This window comes from Pedobacter sp. 05L430 (assembly GCF_056397585.1).
Genome location: NZ_JBFTNT010000072.1, coordinates 1 through 16,583 on the forward strand (window position 1 = coordinate 1; position 16,583 = coordinate 16,583).

The window sequence follows — 16,583 nt, forward strand, 5'->3', positions numbered from 1 at the left end:
CCTCTATACACTGGTGAATAAAATTATTGTTATTTGCGATCAGTAAAATTACATATAATACTTCACTTCATGTATAGGTTAGTGGATTATTGTTAGGATTTCCAAAACTTTAACTATTTAAAAATGGCACCCAGTTCGATGAGCTATTTGACTGATGTACAGTTGTTTTTAGCTATTTATAAACCAGTTCCCTGAACTTAAGAAAACCTAAATAAAAATCCCAGATGATTACGGATACATGAGAATTTATTTCGAAAATCTGAAAATCATCTTTGCTGAACCAATGAAGCAGGGGTAACAATAATCCTAATTGCAACAACTTACTAGCCGACGGCAAGTGATGGATAAGGTGAGTGAGGGTATGGTTAAATTTTTATTTCTTTAAGTTTAAATGAAATTAAAAGGTTAAAGATGGCCTAAAATTCTAATCAAGATGAAAAGACTGACACCTGTTCTCGACTACAGCACCTTTTATCCGGGTCATCAAACTCCAAAAGAACCACTAGAGATAATCAAAGGATATGATCTTGAAATGGTGGTCCTAACTATGATAGGACTTAGGAACTCTTTGGACAGGAACCGGTACCAGCATCAAAAAGATGGGGCCGTAGAAAATATCATCGGAAACCTTCCACCAGAAAAGGCCAGAAGACTCAAAGCATTTCTTGGAAGTGGTCACAGCTTTACTTTTGTTCAATCCGCTGTGATCGATAAGATTGTGCTGGATCTATTTAAAAGTCTCAAGGACAACCAGATTACCAGGGAACTCAATGACGGGCAGTACGAGCAGCGCATATTTGACGTACTGCTCAGTTATAATGAGCACTATTACGATAACGGGATCTTGGACAGATCTTTTACGAACCATGAATTGATGTGGACACTGGTGATGATGCAGGGTGTAAGCCGTGTATCCAAAGTTGATTTTGTCCGGACTGGCTTGATCAAGCACCTCTTGATGTTGGATTTCTTGCAAAAATCACTGGGCGCTGATTTCATAGCGCTACAAAAAAGCTTTAGAGAAAGGACAGGTCTTGAAACCATTTATTTTTTCATCATGTCCCTAAGGCACATCTTCGATTTCCTGGAAAGGAGTGGGGCATTGGTTCCTCAGCTTCAACGGCAGGATTCCTCGCTGTCCTATCTGGAACCAATGGAACTACTTATTAATAAAAAGGTGGCGAGCGAAGAGAATTTCAACATGGGGATGATGCTGTCAAAGCCGTTCTTTGAAACTTCAGCAGGTACCATATACGTTATTGACCATCGTAACTTTTCCCTGATTTCCGAACGTGCGTTTATGTACCTGCTGTTTTATAAAACCAATTATCAGAAATTAGCAGGTTTTAAGAATATGAATGGACTGCTAGCGCATTTTGGCAAGAAGTACTATGAAGAGTTTCTCATGGGAACCCTATTGAGGTCGTTGGAGAAGCAAGGGGTAAGGCTGCTTGAATCCGACGATATTTTTTTGGCTGACTTTACCCTAATTGTTAATGAGACTGAAGTCTTTGTCTTTGAGATAAAATCGGTGGCACAGCACTATCGTATTTTTGATGAGCAAAGTGCTGAAGAACTCCAAAAGCATGTAGATAAAAATTATGTGGAAGGCAAAAAGGGGATATCACAACTTGATAGGTATATAACTTACATCAAACAGGACGATAAAAAGCTATTGCAGATCCGCAATAGTTCTCATAAACTCAATATCTATCCGGTCATTATTTGCACCGACCCGAAGGCGGCCACCTATGGGATCAATGATTATGTCGGCCAAAAGGCAGATGAGGTATTTTCGAAGTTCGAGGCAGATTTTAAAAAGGTAATGCCGCTAACGATGATCCAGGCTGATTTCTTCGTGGATAATATTTCGTTGCTGTCCAAGGACAAGACGATGCTTAAAAAACTTATCAACGAGTACCACTATTTCCTGAAGCGCGAAAAGCAACGGTTTAAAAAAGACGGTACTTCGCAGAACCTGATCAGATCGATGACCAGCTTTGACCAGTATGCCATTGATAAATTTGGGGCATTCACTCTGCCCCAAGAGCAAATCTATTATGACCTAAAAGAGATATTCCAACTCAATATTTCCGATTAGGATGAATAATTGGATAAACCAAGGTATACTGACCCCACTTGCCAAAATTAGGATACCCCCTTTTTCTGTTAGATATCAAGTTGTTATCTTAGTTTTTGAAATTGGCAAAGAGGAGTTAATCATTTTGGATTTTCCACTCAGGTTATTTTGTAGCAGTTTTAAGAAAAAACCGGGATGACCTGCACGAATTTGGAAAGTTTCATCGAGTCTATATTCAAAATTCGTAGGTACTGCATCAACACGTTGGATTGGTGTGCTGGTAATATCTATTTCCTGCCGAAATCAGCTGGGTTCTCGCCCCATTCCTTGGTTTGCCACTTTTTTATTTTGGTAGCATAGCTATTATTCACGAGCCAGTTTTCAGCTCTGCGTACTATAGCGATAATGGGCAAGTTTATATCAGTTGTGGCGATTTTAGTTTTAGCCATTTTGTTTTTTACCCAAGTTATTGCGGTCTGGCTATCCGAATAGATAAGTGTAATTTCAGGATGCTCTTTGCAATAGGTCAGTGCATGTACAATACCCAGAAATTCGGCGATATTATTAGTCCCGGTAAGAAATGGTCCTGCGTGAAAAGCTCTTTCGCCATCAGGAAAAAGGACGCCTTGATATTCCATCGCATTGGTCTTTGTGTTCCAGGCTCCGTCCACGCAAAGGCTATTCTCTTCCGGAAGAGCTGAATGTTTGGAAAGATCTGAAGAATGATTTGGGCCTTTGGTCTTACCAATGAATGTTGCACTATCTCTCGCAAATGCTTCCTTAGCTTGGTTTAAGCTGGAAAAGCTTTTATATACCGCACCTTCAAATTGATGTATCTGTGCTTTACAATCTTCCCATGAGAGGTACACGCCTGGCTTACGACCTACCCATACCGTATAATACTTTTGCTTTTCTTTTGCCATCGTACACTATCTTATAGCATCCAGTGCACGTTTATGATCGATTGGAAATCCTGATCTCTCCAGTCTCTCCACAAGTGCGAGGCCAACTTCTTTTACATGGTCAGTAAAGGAGTGGTAGATAATCCCATCTGTATCGGAAGGTCTTTCTAATCGGCCTTTCACAAGAATCAAGGTGTTCTGCCGCCCTAATTTTGAAATTAACATGCCCATTTCAAGAATGACATTTTGCCTTGCCCGCTCTTTGATGGCTCCCTCCCCATCTCTTTTTGCATATCCCAAATCATCAGGTGTCAATAAAACGATGCCAACGTTTGCCGTCCCTTCTGTGCCCAGATGCCTTTCTAAGGCCTCAATGATTGTCAATCCTTCTCCACTTGATTTTGCTAGTATAAAAGGTTCTATTCCTAATTTGCTGAGGATAAGTTCCAACTGATCACGGCTGGTTTGATCATGACCATACACTACAAACAGTTGTGGTGATTTTGCAACTTCTGGTTTGCTTTCAGTCGGGATCAACTTAGCCTCTCCAGCTSCCGGATTTCTGATTAAGGCGTCGATTTTTCCTTTTGAAGTTCCTTTACCCTGACTTAATATGGTTTCTGTATTATATAGTGATAAAACTGCACCATCAGGGGTAATGAATTTATAGCCATTAGGAATTTCAGACCATGTACCATCAATTTTATGTTCTCCTAGGAGAGATTGCAGCGCTGAGAGCCCGCCTTTAAATTTTGCCATTAGATATTTAGTTTAGGCTAATATAGTAATTAAAGGATTACAGTGGTTGTCTGATAACGGGTCCATATGCGCCCAAAACGAACGGATTAGGTAATTGTCGTTTCAAAGGGGATTGGGTTTGACATAGGGCATCCAAAAATAAAAAATTATCTTTAAGGCCAACCAATTAAACCATGGATATAGTCATTAGCATTAAAGTCAGAAACCCCGAATGGCATGAGGACGAGGATGGAACGCCACTCAGCGCAGAAGGGCGCGAACTTCTTCCTTCAGATGTTCCAAAACATAATTATTCAGTTAAATTTAAAATGGCTGAGCAGACAGTGCGGTACGAACAAAAGGCTGATCAGACCTACGCTCTCAAGTTTTTAGCACCTGACCAGATTGGTTTGGAGAATCCCATCTTTCAGACGGTAATATTAAAAGACATCGATGCGACTGAGTTTGTTCATGAAGAAAGGAGCACTTGGGTGGTGGTGTCCAATGAGCTTATTCACAACACCATTTCTGCACAGAATTCAGGTGGTGGAAGATATTACTGGTATTATTACCTCCATGGTGACGCAGATTATTTTGAGTTCACAAGAAACATATGGCTATCCAAGTCGCATGTTGACCAGATTCTAAAGGAGGTGCCCAGTTTCAGTCTGGAGCATCACATCAAGTTCCGCAAATAAATTGATCATGCGCTGTCTTTCAGTTTTTAACACGCTGTCTGATAGTTGCTTAGTAAAATGAGACATAATTAAAGCATTTAATGGATATGAAATTACCCAAGCCAGCTCAAATCACTGTAGAAGATCTAATTGCCTTGGTGACAAATCAGGTGCCTGAAGACCAAAACCTGGAATACAAAAGTTTATTGTCGTTAAAAATTGCAAGCGAGAAGAAGGAATTCTTGCAGGACGTTTCGTCCTTTGCGAACTGCAAAGGAGGAATCATCATTTATGGGATAGGGGAGACTAAGGGCGTGCCTACTTCGGCTGACGGCTTTCCTATTGACAATCTCGATCAAACCCTCAGGCAGATAGACAGCCTGATCCTGGACAGCATTAGTCCGAGAATGCCAGTGGAGATCCGGATATGGAAATTGGATACCGGAAATTATCTGCTGATGATTGCCGTCAAAGAAAGTGCTGACAAGCCTCACCAGGTCCAGATCGATAAGAGCAAAGTTTGTTATTCCAGGACCTCCAATCGTAAATATCAACTGGATATTCAGGAGATCGAAGCCATGTTGAGACAGAAAAATGAGCTGCGAACAATGGTAAACAAACTTTCTGAGCAACATTTGGAACGCATGCTAAACGACGCTACATTCAAAGAGCTACCGGTTGCGGTTTTGCAAATGATTCCCGGTTCAGTCTCAAACCCGGACGTTCGTTACCCTATACTGGATGCTCAATATGGAGCGTTTGATCTGGCGCCTTTGGGTGGTGGAAGCCGCACACCGAAGGCAAACTTCGAAGGAGTAAGAATTGCTGTCAATATGCCTGGATTTAGTTTTGCGCCCAATTACCTGCAGGTGTATAAGAATGGCATAATGGAAACACTAAACCATACGATTTTATATCGACAAGACATGCTCAACGCTCGGCTTCTGGAAGGTTATGTAATGCGGGAACTGATGAACTACCTTAAATTTTTAAAAGGATTGGAGGTGCAATTACCTGTATATATAAGGCTAGTGCTTTCCGGTGTAAGGGGGTATCACCTTTATTCAGAAAAGGTTTTATACGGACTTAATGAGCAAAATAACTTGGATAGGGATGTTCTGGAGTTCCCTGTGCTCCGGATCAGTGATTTTGATCAAAACGTTCCTGAGCTATTGCAGCCTTTGTTTGATGAAGTCTGGAATGCTTTTAATTTTACCAAATGCTATCATTTTTCAGATCAGGGAAAATGGATTTATGATATCAACTTCATTTAATCTTGCTTATGGAAAAATATACTTCAGAAGAGATTTATGAGTTGGTGGGCAAAAAGGATAAAACCGCACACCTTACATTTATTCCTGGCAGTGAGGCCTACCAAAATTATGGGCTGAGTTTATCCGTTGTTTTTGTATATAACCAATATGAGCGGCAAGAAATGGATGAGGCAGTGAAAACCAAACCCTTTAGCCGAAACGGATATTTGAAGGCAAAAGACCTGCTGACTTTTGACAAGAAGGTTGAACAAGAGTTGTTAAAAACCGGAATTTGCTCGGATGATATTTTAGACATCAGTTATTTTGTAGCAGATCCAGTCAATACATATCATTCACAGGATACCCGCACCATAAAGAAAATAGAGATTGATGCCAAACCGAAGGCCAATGGTGGTGATTTAGAGTGGATGTATGGTTTTAATGCAAAAATGGTTAGGGAGGGCATAGGCTTGACTCCTAAAGAACGTGAATCTTATTTAGCCCAGAAATACTATTTTGAACCCAATGAACTCACTGAGGAAGAGCTTTTAGAGATGAAGGGTGTCAGAGATAGCTTCAGGCCGGAAATACGTTTTCATTTCTTACAGATCAAAATTGTTCGTAGCGAGGAGCTCACTGACGAAGAAAACCTTGACGCTGCCCAGCTCATTCAGGATCGCATCAATGCCAAAAAGAATGTTCTGGACCAATACCTGAAGGAAGCGGGCAGCAGCTTCGTTAGATTGGGTAGGCATGATATTAACCAGCTGGCCAAGCTGATGTATAAAGTCGAGAAATTCAAGGAAAGGCGCTTAAATGCAATGGGAAAAATTCCTGTATACCTGGATCTTGAAGGTTACCTGCACATCTACATGCGCCATGTCAAAGAGTTGAAGTTCAATGGCCATTTTCAGCATAAAGATGATTCTCAATGGGAGGAGTCTGACGTCCTTCTGGTGATGACAGAAATGATCCTTAGTATTGACGAGGAAGTGCAGGAATTCTTCGAGAAAAATCCTGGGGTTGAGTACAGCAGGTACGGACGGGAGAGTGTTTACTTTGAAGGAGATTTTTATACCATCCATATCGAGCCTGGAGGACGGATCTCTACCTTTTATAAAAATGCAAAAAAAATGCTGGTTAAACAGGCTCAATCAAATCCTTAGCTTGCTCACTCCATGACAAAACTAAATAGAAACGACCCTTGTTATTGCGGTAGCGGCAAGAAATACAAAAAATGCTGTATCCACAAAGAACAGGCGGAAGAAAGCATTTTACCATCCCATGCTTACAGCCCTGAACTGCCAAATTATGAGAACTTTACCCGGAAGTACAATACAGCAGAATTGCTGCAAATCTTTTCAGTCATGCAACTGCAACCTGAAAACCACGGTAAAAACATCAGGCTGGAATCATTGGTGATCTCTGCACTCAACCAATACAATAAATCCGAAAAACTGGATTACCATACATTAAAGGCAGATATATTAAAATTTTGCCCACGGCACGTGCATGAAGATCCGGTGGAAGACTTTTTCACCGAAAACATCCTGTTTGTCAATGGGAACAATACCGTCTATCCCGGAATTTTTATAGAGGCCMAGGAGATCCTGCAAAGCCAGGTCAATGCAATGGCGGCAATGCAGAGCTTGCGTCTGTCCCTGAGGAAAGAGATTTATGAGGGGATATTGTTTATGTTATACATCCATCAGGAAATTGCATTCAAGTTGGGGCACTCCCGGCGCATGGCGATACCAGACCTACCCGATGAACTGTACTTGCCTGATGCTAAGGAGATGAAGGATCAGCAGAAACTGGTGGCCTTCAGCCAGCAAGAACTCAGCCGGATTTGTGAACATCTGATAGTGCCGGAGCAGGTGATCGATGCCTTTGTTTACCCTTTTAAAGGAAAACGGATCGGAATCAAGAACTTGGATGATAATCCGCTGTTGCAGAAGCCATTTGTGCTGCTGGAAGAAACTTACATTCTAGCGATGCCAAGTGCACAATTAGGTGCCCTGAACGATTTCATTCTGGAGAAATTAAAAAGCGGAGGTCAATTATTGGATTTCAGTGGTATTCAGGCCGAACACTCCATGACTGAAGCTGACACCCGGTTCAGAAGTATGGGGTGGGAGCGGATCAAGTATACATTCCATGAGCCACAGCATTCGGGCCGGGCTATATTCAGCGAAGGCCTTTACCAGTGTGATTCGGATAAACTGGTCTATGTATTCCATGTTACCCCTATTCCTTCTGGAAAAAGAAAGTACCAAACTGATATCGACGCACTAAGCATGCTCATTACCCGGCAGGCATCAGATCGGTGCGCCGAGCTCAAAGCGCAGTACAGCAGGAGCAAACTATTGCTGCTGGTTTTATACAACAAAGCAGATATATTTGAAGCAGGAAGGATTGATACGGGCAAATTCCGTGGCATGAATTATCAGTTGGTACTGACCATGAAAGAACTGAATGTACTGCGAGTACACTGGGAATTCGATACCCTGACCCTTTGGAAATATGCCCGGCACATCGAAGACACCAAACACCAGGTTCAATTTATGCCCAGTAACTCCCATTTATCCCGTTTCAAATGGTATAAAGACAACCATGAGTGGAATTTTGAATCTGACCGCGCCCCAATGAATGGCTTATTTTTCGAATTTGAGATTGAGGGAAATGTCAACCGGGCTGCCAAACTTAAAGAAGACCGCATTGGTATCCCTTTTCCAGCCGAAAGGGGCACAATACAAGTTAGCTGCCATAAACAGGAAGAACACATGCCTGTATACCTCTCAGATGAAGTCAAAAAAGGTTATTTCCGACACTGCCTGCTGCGGTACAGTTGCCCGATATGGGTGCAGAGTGACACACTGAGGGATTTTACAGCAAGTGTCTATATGAATGGAGTCCTTTACTGGCTGAACCACTGCCATTCTTATCTTCAAACCTATCTTGATCAGTTAGGAACGGAACCCCTGGTGATTACATTGATGATGGATAAGGATTTTAAAGATCAGCAAACCTGGGATCTGGAAGGCAGTACAGAGGAATTTAAGTTTACCAGCAAACTGGTTCCTGAAAGCCGAGGTATAGAACTGAGCGTACCAGTACAGCTGGTCAGCCACCTGACCAATGCCGGCAATGGGGGAGAGAAATTCTTAATGACAGGTCTGATTGATGCGATTGGAGACTTTATAGAATTGACAGGTGCGGGACGAAAAATAACGGCTGTGGAACTCGATGAACTGTTGAGCATGTGTATGCCTCAAGGGATGCAAAAGATGATCCTGATCAGTGACTCTACCCAGCACCCGGTATTTTCCAATATAGACATAGAAAAGCCGCGGTCTATACCTCTGGCGGATATTTCCTATGTGCTGAGTAAACAGGTAACTTGGTTGAAATATAATATATCTATTCCGGAGAAGATTGCTACAGCTAAAGAAAAAACAACCTTGCTCAACGATTTGGTGAAGGTTCATTTTGACCGGCTGATTGAGTTGATTTCGCGTTTTCCGACCGCCGACTTGCTGGTCTTGCTCATGCAGCGGCATGAAAGCATGATCCAGTCCAGGGCAATGGGAAAACTGTCTTACCCGGCACTGGAGGCCTGTTTTGGACATTATTACGATGTATTTGTCGAGTTCAGTAAAAAGGAAGCGGATATGGTCACGGCAAATCTTTCGATGAGGACGCTGATTGAGTTTGTGGCCTGCGAGAAGTCCACTGGAATGGAGCCGGTCAATGATGCAGATGCAGATTTGATGCTGGCGCATATGTCCGAGCTGATCAATTACGGCGCATTGTCTGATATGATCCGTTTTGGAATCGCTGACCCCAACATGGGGATGCTTGCTTCAGGAAGGATTGGTATTGACCGTACTTTCAATGATGCCTCCATGACGAGTTTTCAGCAGGACATTCACCGGGAAGAATATGAGGAAAATAAGTCTTCCTTTGGCCGTTACTTTAATGAGGAACCCAGAAAGCCGAAAGCGAAGCGCGGTGATGACCCTTATTATGACCGGGTCGATGATATTTTCATGGAAGAGTGGGGGATCACTTTATGGGATATRCTGGGTTCAGCTAAGTTTCTGTGCTTGGAGCTATATGCCCTAGAAAAATCTGTTCTGATGATCACTGAAGAAGACTTGTTAAAATTATTTGCGGACCGGACAGCCCAGCCGGAGGCTGAAACCCTGGCTTTTTTACAGTTGCTTACTTTTGTGAATAGGGCTGGCGTAATGAATATCGATCCTAAGGACATCCATGAAACCTATCCATGGCGGTATAACCGGCGGATATCGTACATGCTCCGGCCGCTCCTGAAAATCGAAAGACTGGGTAAGACATATTACCTGATCAGTGCCAGACACCTGATGACTGCGGCTGAAAATATTTTATCCCGTTTTATGGACGGAACGCTGAAAGTTGCCGTAAATCATTTGAAGATCAATAACCTTTTGGCAGAGCGCAACCACATCAAAGGAACGAACTTCAGGAATTTCGTGTGCAAATGGCTGGTAGAACACACGGATTTTGAGGTGGTGGGCTTTGAGGTAAAAATCAAGCCCAGGGGTTTCTTTCCTGCCCAGGTGGATAAAGGAGATGTGGACATCCTTTGCCTAGACCATAAAAACCAGGTGCTTTACGCGATTGAATGCAAAAATACTTCTCAGGCGAAGATTGCTTACGATATCTACACTGAGATCAGTAATTATATCGGGCTGAAGGGCAAGCCGGGGATGATAGAGAAACATGTCCAAAGAGACTTGTGGCTAAAAGAAAACAGTACAGTGGTGAGACAAAAGCTGGGGCTTTCTGACGATTACAGGATAAAGTCCTTCGTGCTGACCAAACATATCCTTCCCACCCGGTACATTAAGGATACGCCGCTTCCGGTTTATGCAGTTGCTGATCTTAAAAGTGATAAAGTGTTTATTTCTCTATAGTTTTAGGGATTTAAAAAACGGATTTAGCTCCGATTGGAAGAATTTTATAATGAAATTAGATTAAATTGCCATGTATGCGCGATAAACTCTCCAAGTATAAGTTCAAAAAAATTTCGATTGAGTCATTTAAGAATGGTGCCCGGTTATTGTTGGATGCTTCATTGCTGTATAACAACGGCTCATACCCATCGGCATTTCAACTCTCTGTACTTGCGCTGGAAGAGTTTAGTAAGTCTTACTGGGTTGAACATTATTACTATGCATCGATTACAAATACTGGTTTTCCAGATAAAACCTTCGAGCAAAAATGGCTGTCCCTATTGTATTTGCATCCTAAGAAGCAAAGTGCTTTTTTCGGCTGGGGCTTGGAGCGTGACTACGCACCTGATTTTATTGAGTTCATAAAAAGTGGGAGCCTTGAACTTAAAAAGCAAAAATCCATTTACGTGGGACTTGATAGGATGAAAAGAGGGATAGATGTGAATAGTCGGGTTTCGTTGCCCTGGAGTATTAAAGATAAGGACGCAAGGGAAATGATTTCTCTTTTAGTGGATTATTTAAAATCCATATTCGACCAGTTTAAGCTCAATGAATTCTATTTTAATATTCCAGGTAAGGATGCGTTGCTCACTGATACTTTGCTAGCAAACTTGCAATCTTGGAAATTCAAATGCAACTTGAAAAAAAAGAATGAATCATTTTCTGTCGCCTCATTACTGGGCTTATTGCGTGGCTGAATAAAAACCATTACAAAAAACATATCTAATGATGAATAGAATGACAAAACTGTTTCTTAACGTAGTACTCCTCTTGTTTGTAATCTCAACGAATACACTGGCACAATCAGAAAAACCAATGGGCTTTAAAGACCTTCAGCAGTTCTTGGCTAACATCGACCAAACATCTCTCATTGAAACTAAATTAAGCGCAATGGGCTACCACAGAAAGTTCAACGGCATATACATTTCCAACACGATGCTCACGCCGAAAAAACCAAAGCACTGGCTGCACGTGAACCAGCTTGGCAGTTATTCCAATATTACCTTTGCCACCGCAGACAAAACAAGCTGGGAGCGTGTGCTGTCGGAGCTGAAAAAGCAGGCAAAGCCTGTGAAATTTGATACAGGTACCAGCGAAATTGGCTACCGGTACCGTTTTTCCGGCTATGAGGTGAAAACGTATAAACCTTTGAACGGAGTGAATCTAAATTTGAATAACCTATACCAGGTAGTAGTGATGAAGCGGTAGGTTAGCTATCTGCCACATCCTGTTTTCTTTTTAGTCTTACCTGTTTCATCCAGTCTACGATTTCCTGGTTCCTTGGGTGATCCCGCTGCTTAGTGACATCATAAGCTTTTGCTTCCTCGCTTTCGCGGATAAAAGAAAAAGAAAGGTTTAAGGTGTGTGCCAGATGATAACTGAAAAGGCATTTGGCTTCAGGTTTTCCCGGACATGGGACGAGTTCACTGATGAGTTTGGATTTTTTGTTCCTTAAACCTTCCATGGCCAGGCTTTTTATATAGGCTTCTTCCTGGGCGATCCGGTAGTACAGGTTTTTATCGGCAGAAACCGATTGCAATAAGTTGATGTTGTAAAGGTCTGAAGCTTTGTCCACATGAATCCGGTTTTCAGCAGTGCATTTGACATCGTAGCTATAAGGATCGATCAGCATCAGGTAATGATCAGGAGAAAGCGGGAATAGCAGGATTAGGCCCTTGCTCAAATGGCTGTTGGCGGCCCAGTAGTATTTTCGCTTTTGCATGAACGGGTTAAATGTGATCAGGGGATTATCTGATAGGAAGAAATCTTTCCCGGTATGATTGGTCAACAGAAAGGCGTGGAGATCTGCAGTCACTACCCAATCATCCATAAAGCAAGCCAAGTTAAAAGCTGCCGGTTCAGGATGCTTGAGCCTGAGTTCATCCAAGTTGAGCTGCTGCAAACTCGAATCGTATTTCGATAAGGCTTTGAGCGTAGCATTCAGGTTTTCTTCAGTATGGTCTACCTGCGCTTTTGTCCTGGAGTGGTATAGCATGACAAAATGTAACAGGTAGCTGTATCGTTTATCGCCGATCTTTGGGATCAAACCGCTTTCCAAGATTTCTGCGATTACCGGTGCTGCCCTTTCCTCCGTAACACTCAAGAATTCTTCAAAGGTGAGATCATTTCCGTAATAGTAATTTTCCTGCGCCTGAGTTTTGATCAGCGCATGGTTGACGACCGTATCGGTTTTCCTGTTGTACAGGTGTACAAATTTGCGCTCCTGGTCGATGGCAAATTTCTTGATCAGGAACTGGGACACGAAATGTTGTTTTTTCTTGAGAGCCACGGGTCAGATTATAACATTATGCTGGGACCAGCATTTCATTTCCGCGCATCACTGTTAGCCGTTCCATCGATTCAGCCTCCAAATCCTTAATGAAGTATTCAATGCTTCTGTACATAACACGAAATTAACGAAAGTCATTCAAAATATGGTATTTGCATACATAACATAAAATAGTTTAATTTTATAGCAACCAAACAGACTCATGCTTTCAACTATAAGTGATAAATTATTAACGTTATTCAAAGGCGATAACAGACGGGTAATGAGGCAGACGCAAAATGCCTACGTAGATTCGCATTCCGGCCCCTTAAATTTAAATGATCTGGCCAATCATCTAAGTGGAAGTGTAAGTAATGCGATATATCTTTTGGATCAAAACTCTTATTGTTCTACGTTTTGTCTGGATATAGATATTCCTAAAATGGATATTCCTGACAGTGCAAATCTTCGGGAAGAGGTGAAAAGAGATAAATTTCTTCCGGTGGTGCGCAGCTTGATGGATTATATAACTACCTCTTATAATTTATCAGAGAATTGCTTACTGATAGAAGATACCGGTGGTAGGGGATATCACATTTGGATGTTTCTAGAGCAACCTATGCCGGGGCTTAAAGTGGTGGGGTTTTTAAATGAAATTCGGCAAGGTGCCGGATATCCTGATCTTGAAATTTTTCCACCTAAGGGATCTCATGGAAGAAAAGGTTTTAGTAAGTCCCTGGTCAGATTACCATTGGGTGTGCATCGAAAATATAATAATTCCCGAAGTGTTTTTCTGCACCCTGGATCGCTGGAAAGAATCACTCTAAGTCAGGTTTTGGATCACCTGGACTTAGTTGAGTTTGTACCGGAAAGCGCGATTGAAGAAGCCAATGCTAGATTGGGTGCTATCATAGGCGAAAAAGAGATACAGGCTATAAAAAGAGGTCAAAAACTCAAACATGAAGGTGTTATTCCGCAAAATCTCGGTGAGGTGGGGGAGTTGATTTCACGCTGCCCTGCAATTAATAGCCTTGCAGTAAAGGCGAAGAATGAAAGGAACTTGAAACACCATGAACGCTTTGCATTGGCCGCACTTTTGAAAAACTTTCAGGATGGTGAACCAGTCCTGCATGGAATTTTGTCGTCCTGCGAAAATTATGACTTAGAGAAGTCTAGCATGCAGCTCGCGACGATTGATCCCTGTTCAATCTCTTGTAAAAAACTGCAGAGTACAGAGTATGGTATTTGTAAAGGATGGTGTAATTCAACCCTGGAAGAGGCTGCACTGTCGGGCAAATATCCCTCACCTGTTTGGTTTTCAGATCTTAACACTGCATCTATCGATTTAAAAACAGATCAAGTCACTCAGGGCACGATTCAGGAGGTTGCATCGCTCAGAAACTTATCTTTAGCCTGGAAAAAGGCGAAACAGCAGGTCGTTGAACGTGACGTATTTCAAGATAAAATGAACTTTGACCTGTTTGAATCTGATCTTTGGAATAATCTTGTGATGCTACGCCGGCAACTACTAGAAGGTAAGTGGAGACACAACAACTTTCTGCTGGTAGAAATTCCAAAAGATAAATTAAACACTTCGTTGCGCCCATTTTGTTCTGTAAGCCCTCGTGAAGCGGTTGTTGAAATGGCAATACTTAATGTGGTAGGCCCAAAAATTGATTCCCGGTTTCATAAGCGTTCACTTGGTAACAGACTGGCGATTTCACCTAAATCGGACAATCAGATTTTTCAGGACTGGAAAATCCAGAATGGGATTAGAGAATTTAAAAAGAGTAGTTTCTCGTTATTTGAACCACACAATCATTACTTGCTCCTGGATATAACTAAGTTTTACGAATTTATCAGGCATGATAAGCTCATGAACCTGCTTCGACAGTTCGTAGAAGACCAGGTAATTTTAGATTTGATCCAACAATATATTGAAGCTCCATTTGATCGCGTCGAGCATGAGTATGAAGGTCATCGAAGAACGGTTGGAATACCGCAAGGACCAGCACTTTCTGCTTTATTGGCAAATTTGTATTTAAATGAACTTGATTACTGGCTTGCTGAAAATAGCATAGACTTCGTTCGATATGTTGACGATCTGGCGATCTTGTTTGAAAATGTTGAAATGGCTGAGGGCGCACTTGCCGAATATGAACAAGCTCTTAACCAGGAGTACGGGTTAAACCTTAACCTGGATAAAAAGGAAGGGCCACATCCGGTAACCAAAAGTGAGAAGCTACATAATTTTTTGGATAAAATCCGGTATGATTTTGTAAGGTCAAACGTTTCAACAGCCGACCTTAATAGGGAAGAACAGGAAGAATTGTTTGAGACTTTGAATAAGGTTGCCGGGAACGTAGACCAGGATATCCGTACATTAACAAAATCCCTGGGCTTTTATGTACGTTTTTCGCAGCACCTAAGAAATGCGGAACTGGAAAATAAGGTTTTCAAAATTGCTACTTTCCTGCTGGAAGAAGACAGACCAAAACACAGTGCTACCTGCATTGCGGTAAGCTCCCTGATCAAATCCTGTAGCGAGCCTGAAAAAACAAACTGGCAGTTGTTTAAAGGATTGCTTGACAATAGGACAGATGAATATTTTAAGATTATTGTTGCCCAAGAAGCAGGCAAATTGTATGAGGTGTCTCAGTTACAAAACCTTAGTGAAGAAATTATCCAGCTTTTGATTCAATTGGCTGCTGATGGGTCAGCTCCCGTTGCTGCGGCTGCGGCGATAAATACATTAATCAGAATACAGGAACTTCGATTAGACGAAGAAAATATTAACAAATTTAAGGCTATTGGAGTCGGTTCCGGGATATTTTTGAGAATGCGTGTGGTAGCCTGGCTTGACCGACAGGAATTAGTTAATGAGACCTATTTGGCGAGAGCGCTGCCAGAAACTTTGTTTGAGATAGAGTTGATGGGATCTTTGCTCCGTTTTTCTTCCGGTGGAATATTTCAGGAGCTAATTAAAGCAATTCAGATCCTTCCTTTTGCAATTTTATGTTTGCCAAGAGTTGTACTTAAGGCGATTTTGTTCCAGAATGCTGCTGGAGTACAATTGTTTGAAATACTCAATGACGAGGATAAAAAGAAATCCAGTTACTACATTGCAGAAAAGACTGTCGAATTTATTTTCGCTGATCAGGACGCCCCTGTAAAAATACAGCAAATGCTGACGTTTCTTTCTGGGGAAAATCAAACGTTACTTTACCGGGAATTATTCTTGTTTGCCAGTTCAGGCAGATTACTTGCTGCAAACACTTCGCTTCCGAATCCTGGGAACGTTGAAGAGCATGATCCGATCAAATATCAGTTAGAGACTGAACCTTGCCTCCCCGGGGTTGTTCTGGGAGAACTTGTTTTTCCATTCTACAGATACATTCATTTTGGGAGTAATACTGACGGGAAGGCATTGTTTCATGAACAGCTCAATGATAATGAATTGATGAAGGTAGGTAAAAGTGTGTCTGATTATCTTAAAGCTATGAATGCGCTGATGGCCCATTCCTTGACTTTACAATCCCTTACTTCCATCAATACGCAAGAGGGATTTCTTTTAATGGCCACAATTGTTCCAGCTGAGTATCAAAGCCTGAATGATTTTTTAAGTACCCAAACCTTGTCTCCCAATCAAATTTGGGATCTGCTACAA

General features: G+C 41.8%; 11 protein-coding genes. 8 read left to right on the forward strand and 3 right to left on the reverse strand.

Translation table 11 applies throughout. The features are described from left to right. Positions 1–547 precede the first annotated feature (547 nt). Positions 548–2,101: a P-loop NTPase family protein gene (locus AC1DG9_RS12385; protein ID WP_477611742.1), complete on the forward strand. Its 1,554-nt coding sequence runs from the start codon at positions 548–550 to the stop codon at positions 2,099–2,101. Between the two features lie 266 nt (positions 2,102–2,367). On the opposite strand, the gene AC1DG9_RS12390 is transcribed toward AC1DG9_RS12385, so the two are convergent. Then, on the reverse strand, positions 2,368–3,003 hold the full coding sequence (locus AC1DG9_RS12390) for a ribonuclease H family protein (RefSeq protein ID WP_337715290.1): 636 nt from the start codon (positions 3,001–3,003) through the stop codon (positions 2,368–2,370). Between the two features lie 6 nt (positions 3,004–3,009). Continuing rightward, positions 3,010–3,741 (reverse strand): TIR domain-containing protein, encoded by a 732-nt coding sequence (locus AC1DG9_RS12395; RefSeq protein WP_477634697.1) that lies wholly within the window; start codon positions 3,739–3,741, stop codon positions 3,010–3,012. A 173-nt stretch (positions 3,742–3,914) separates the two neighbouring features. Here AC1DG9_RS12395 and AC1DG9_RS12400 point away from each other — a divergent pair, with 173 nt between their 5' ends. The 6 genes from AC1DG9_RS12400 (at position 3,915) to AC1DG9_RS12425 (ending at position 11,856) form a co-directional block, all read left to right on the forward strand. Continuing rightward, positions 3,915–4,418 (forward strand): hypothetical protein, encoded by a 504-nt coding sequence (locus AC1DG9_RS12400; RefSeq protein WP_337715285.1) that lies wholly within the window; start codon positions 3,915–3,917, stop codon positions 4,416–4,418. Positions 4,419–4,504: 86 nt separating this feature from the next. Next, positions 4,505–5,671 carry an AlbA family DNA-binding domain-containing protein gene (locus AC1DG9_RS12405; RefSeq protein WP_337715283.1) on the forward strand — a complete coding sequence of 389 codons (1,167 nt, stop codon included), beginning with the start codon at positions 4,505–4,507 and terminating at the stop codon, positions 5,669–5,671. An 8-nt stretch (positions 5,672–5,679) separates the two neighbouring features. Further along, the gene (locus AC1DG9_RS12410; protein ID WP_337715281.1) at positions 5,680–6,816 is read left to right on the forward strand and encodes a hypothetical protein; all 1,137 of its coding nucleotides are present in this window, start codon (positions 5,680–5,682) and stop codon (positions 6,814–6,816) included. 12 nt (positions 6,817–6,828) lie between these two features. After that, positions 6,829–10,608: an SEC-C metal-binding domain-containing protein gene (locus tag AC1DG9_RS12415; protein WP_477634698.1), complete on the forward strand. Its 3,780-nt coding sequence runs from the start codon at positions 6,829–6,831 to the stop codon at positions 10,606–10,608. A gap of 74 nt (positions 10,609–10,682) precedes the next feature. Next, positions 10,683–11,345, forward strand: coding sequence for an AbiV family abortive infection protein (locus AC1DG9_RS12420; protein ID WP_337715278.1), 663 nt, complete (start codon positions 10,683–10,685; stop codon positions 11,343–11,345). 28 nt (positions 11,346–11,373) lie between these two features. Next, positions 11,374–11,856, forward strand: coding sequence for a hypothetical protein (locus tag AC1DG9_RS12425; protein WP_337715276.1), 483 nt, complete (start codon positions 11,374–11,376; stop codon positions 11,854–11,856). A gap of 1 nt (position 11,857) precedes the next feature. Here AC1DG9_RS12425 and AC1DG9_RS12430 read toward each other — a convergent pair whose 3' ends face one another. Beyond that, on the reverse strand, positions 11,858–12,937 hold the full coding sequence (locus tag AC1DG9_RS12430) for a DUF4238 domain-containing protein (RefSeq protein ID WP_337715274.1): 1,080 nt from the start codon (positions 12,935–12,937) through the stop codon (positions 11,858–11,860). 262 nt (positions 12,938–13,199) lie between these two features. Here AC1DG9_RS12430 and AC1DG9_RS12435 point away from each other — a divergent pair. Continuing rightward, a partial coding sequence (locus AC1DG9_RS12435) for a reverse transcriptase domain-containing protein (RefSeq protein ID WP_477634699.1) occupies positions 13,200–16,583 on the forward strand: 3,384 nt, incomplete at its 3' end.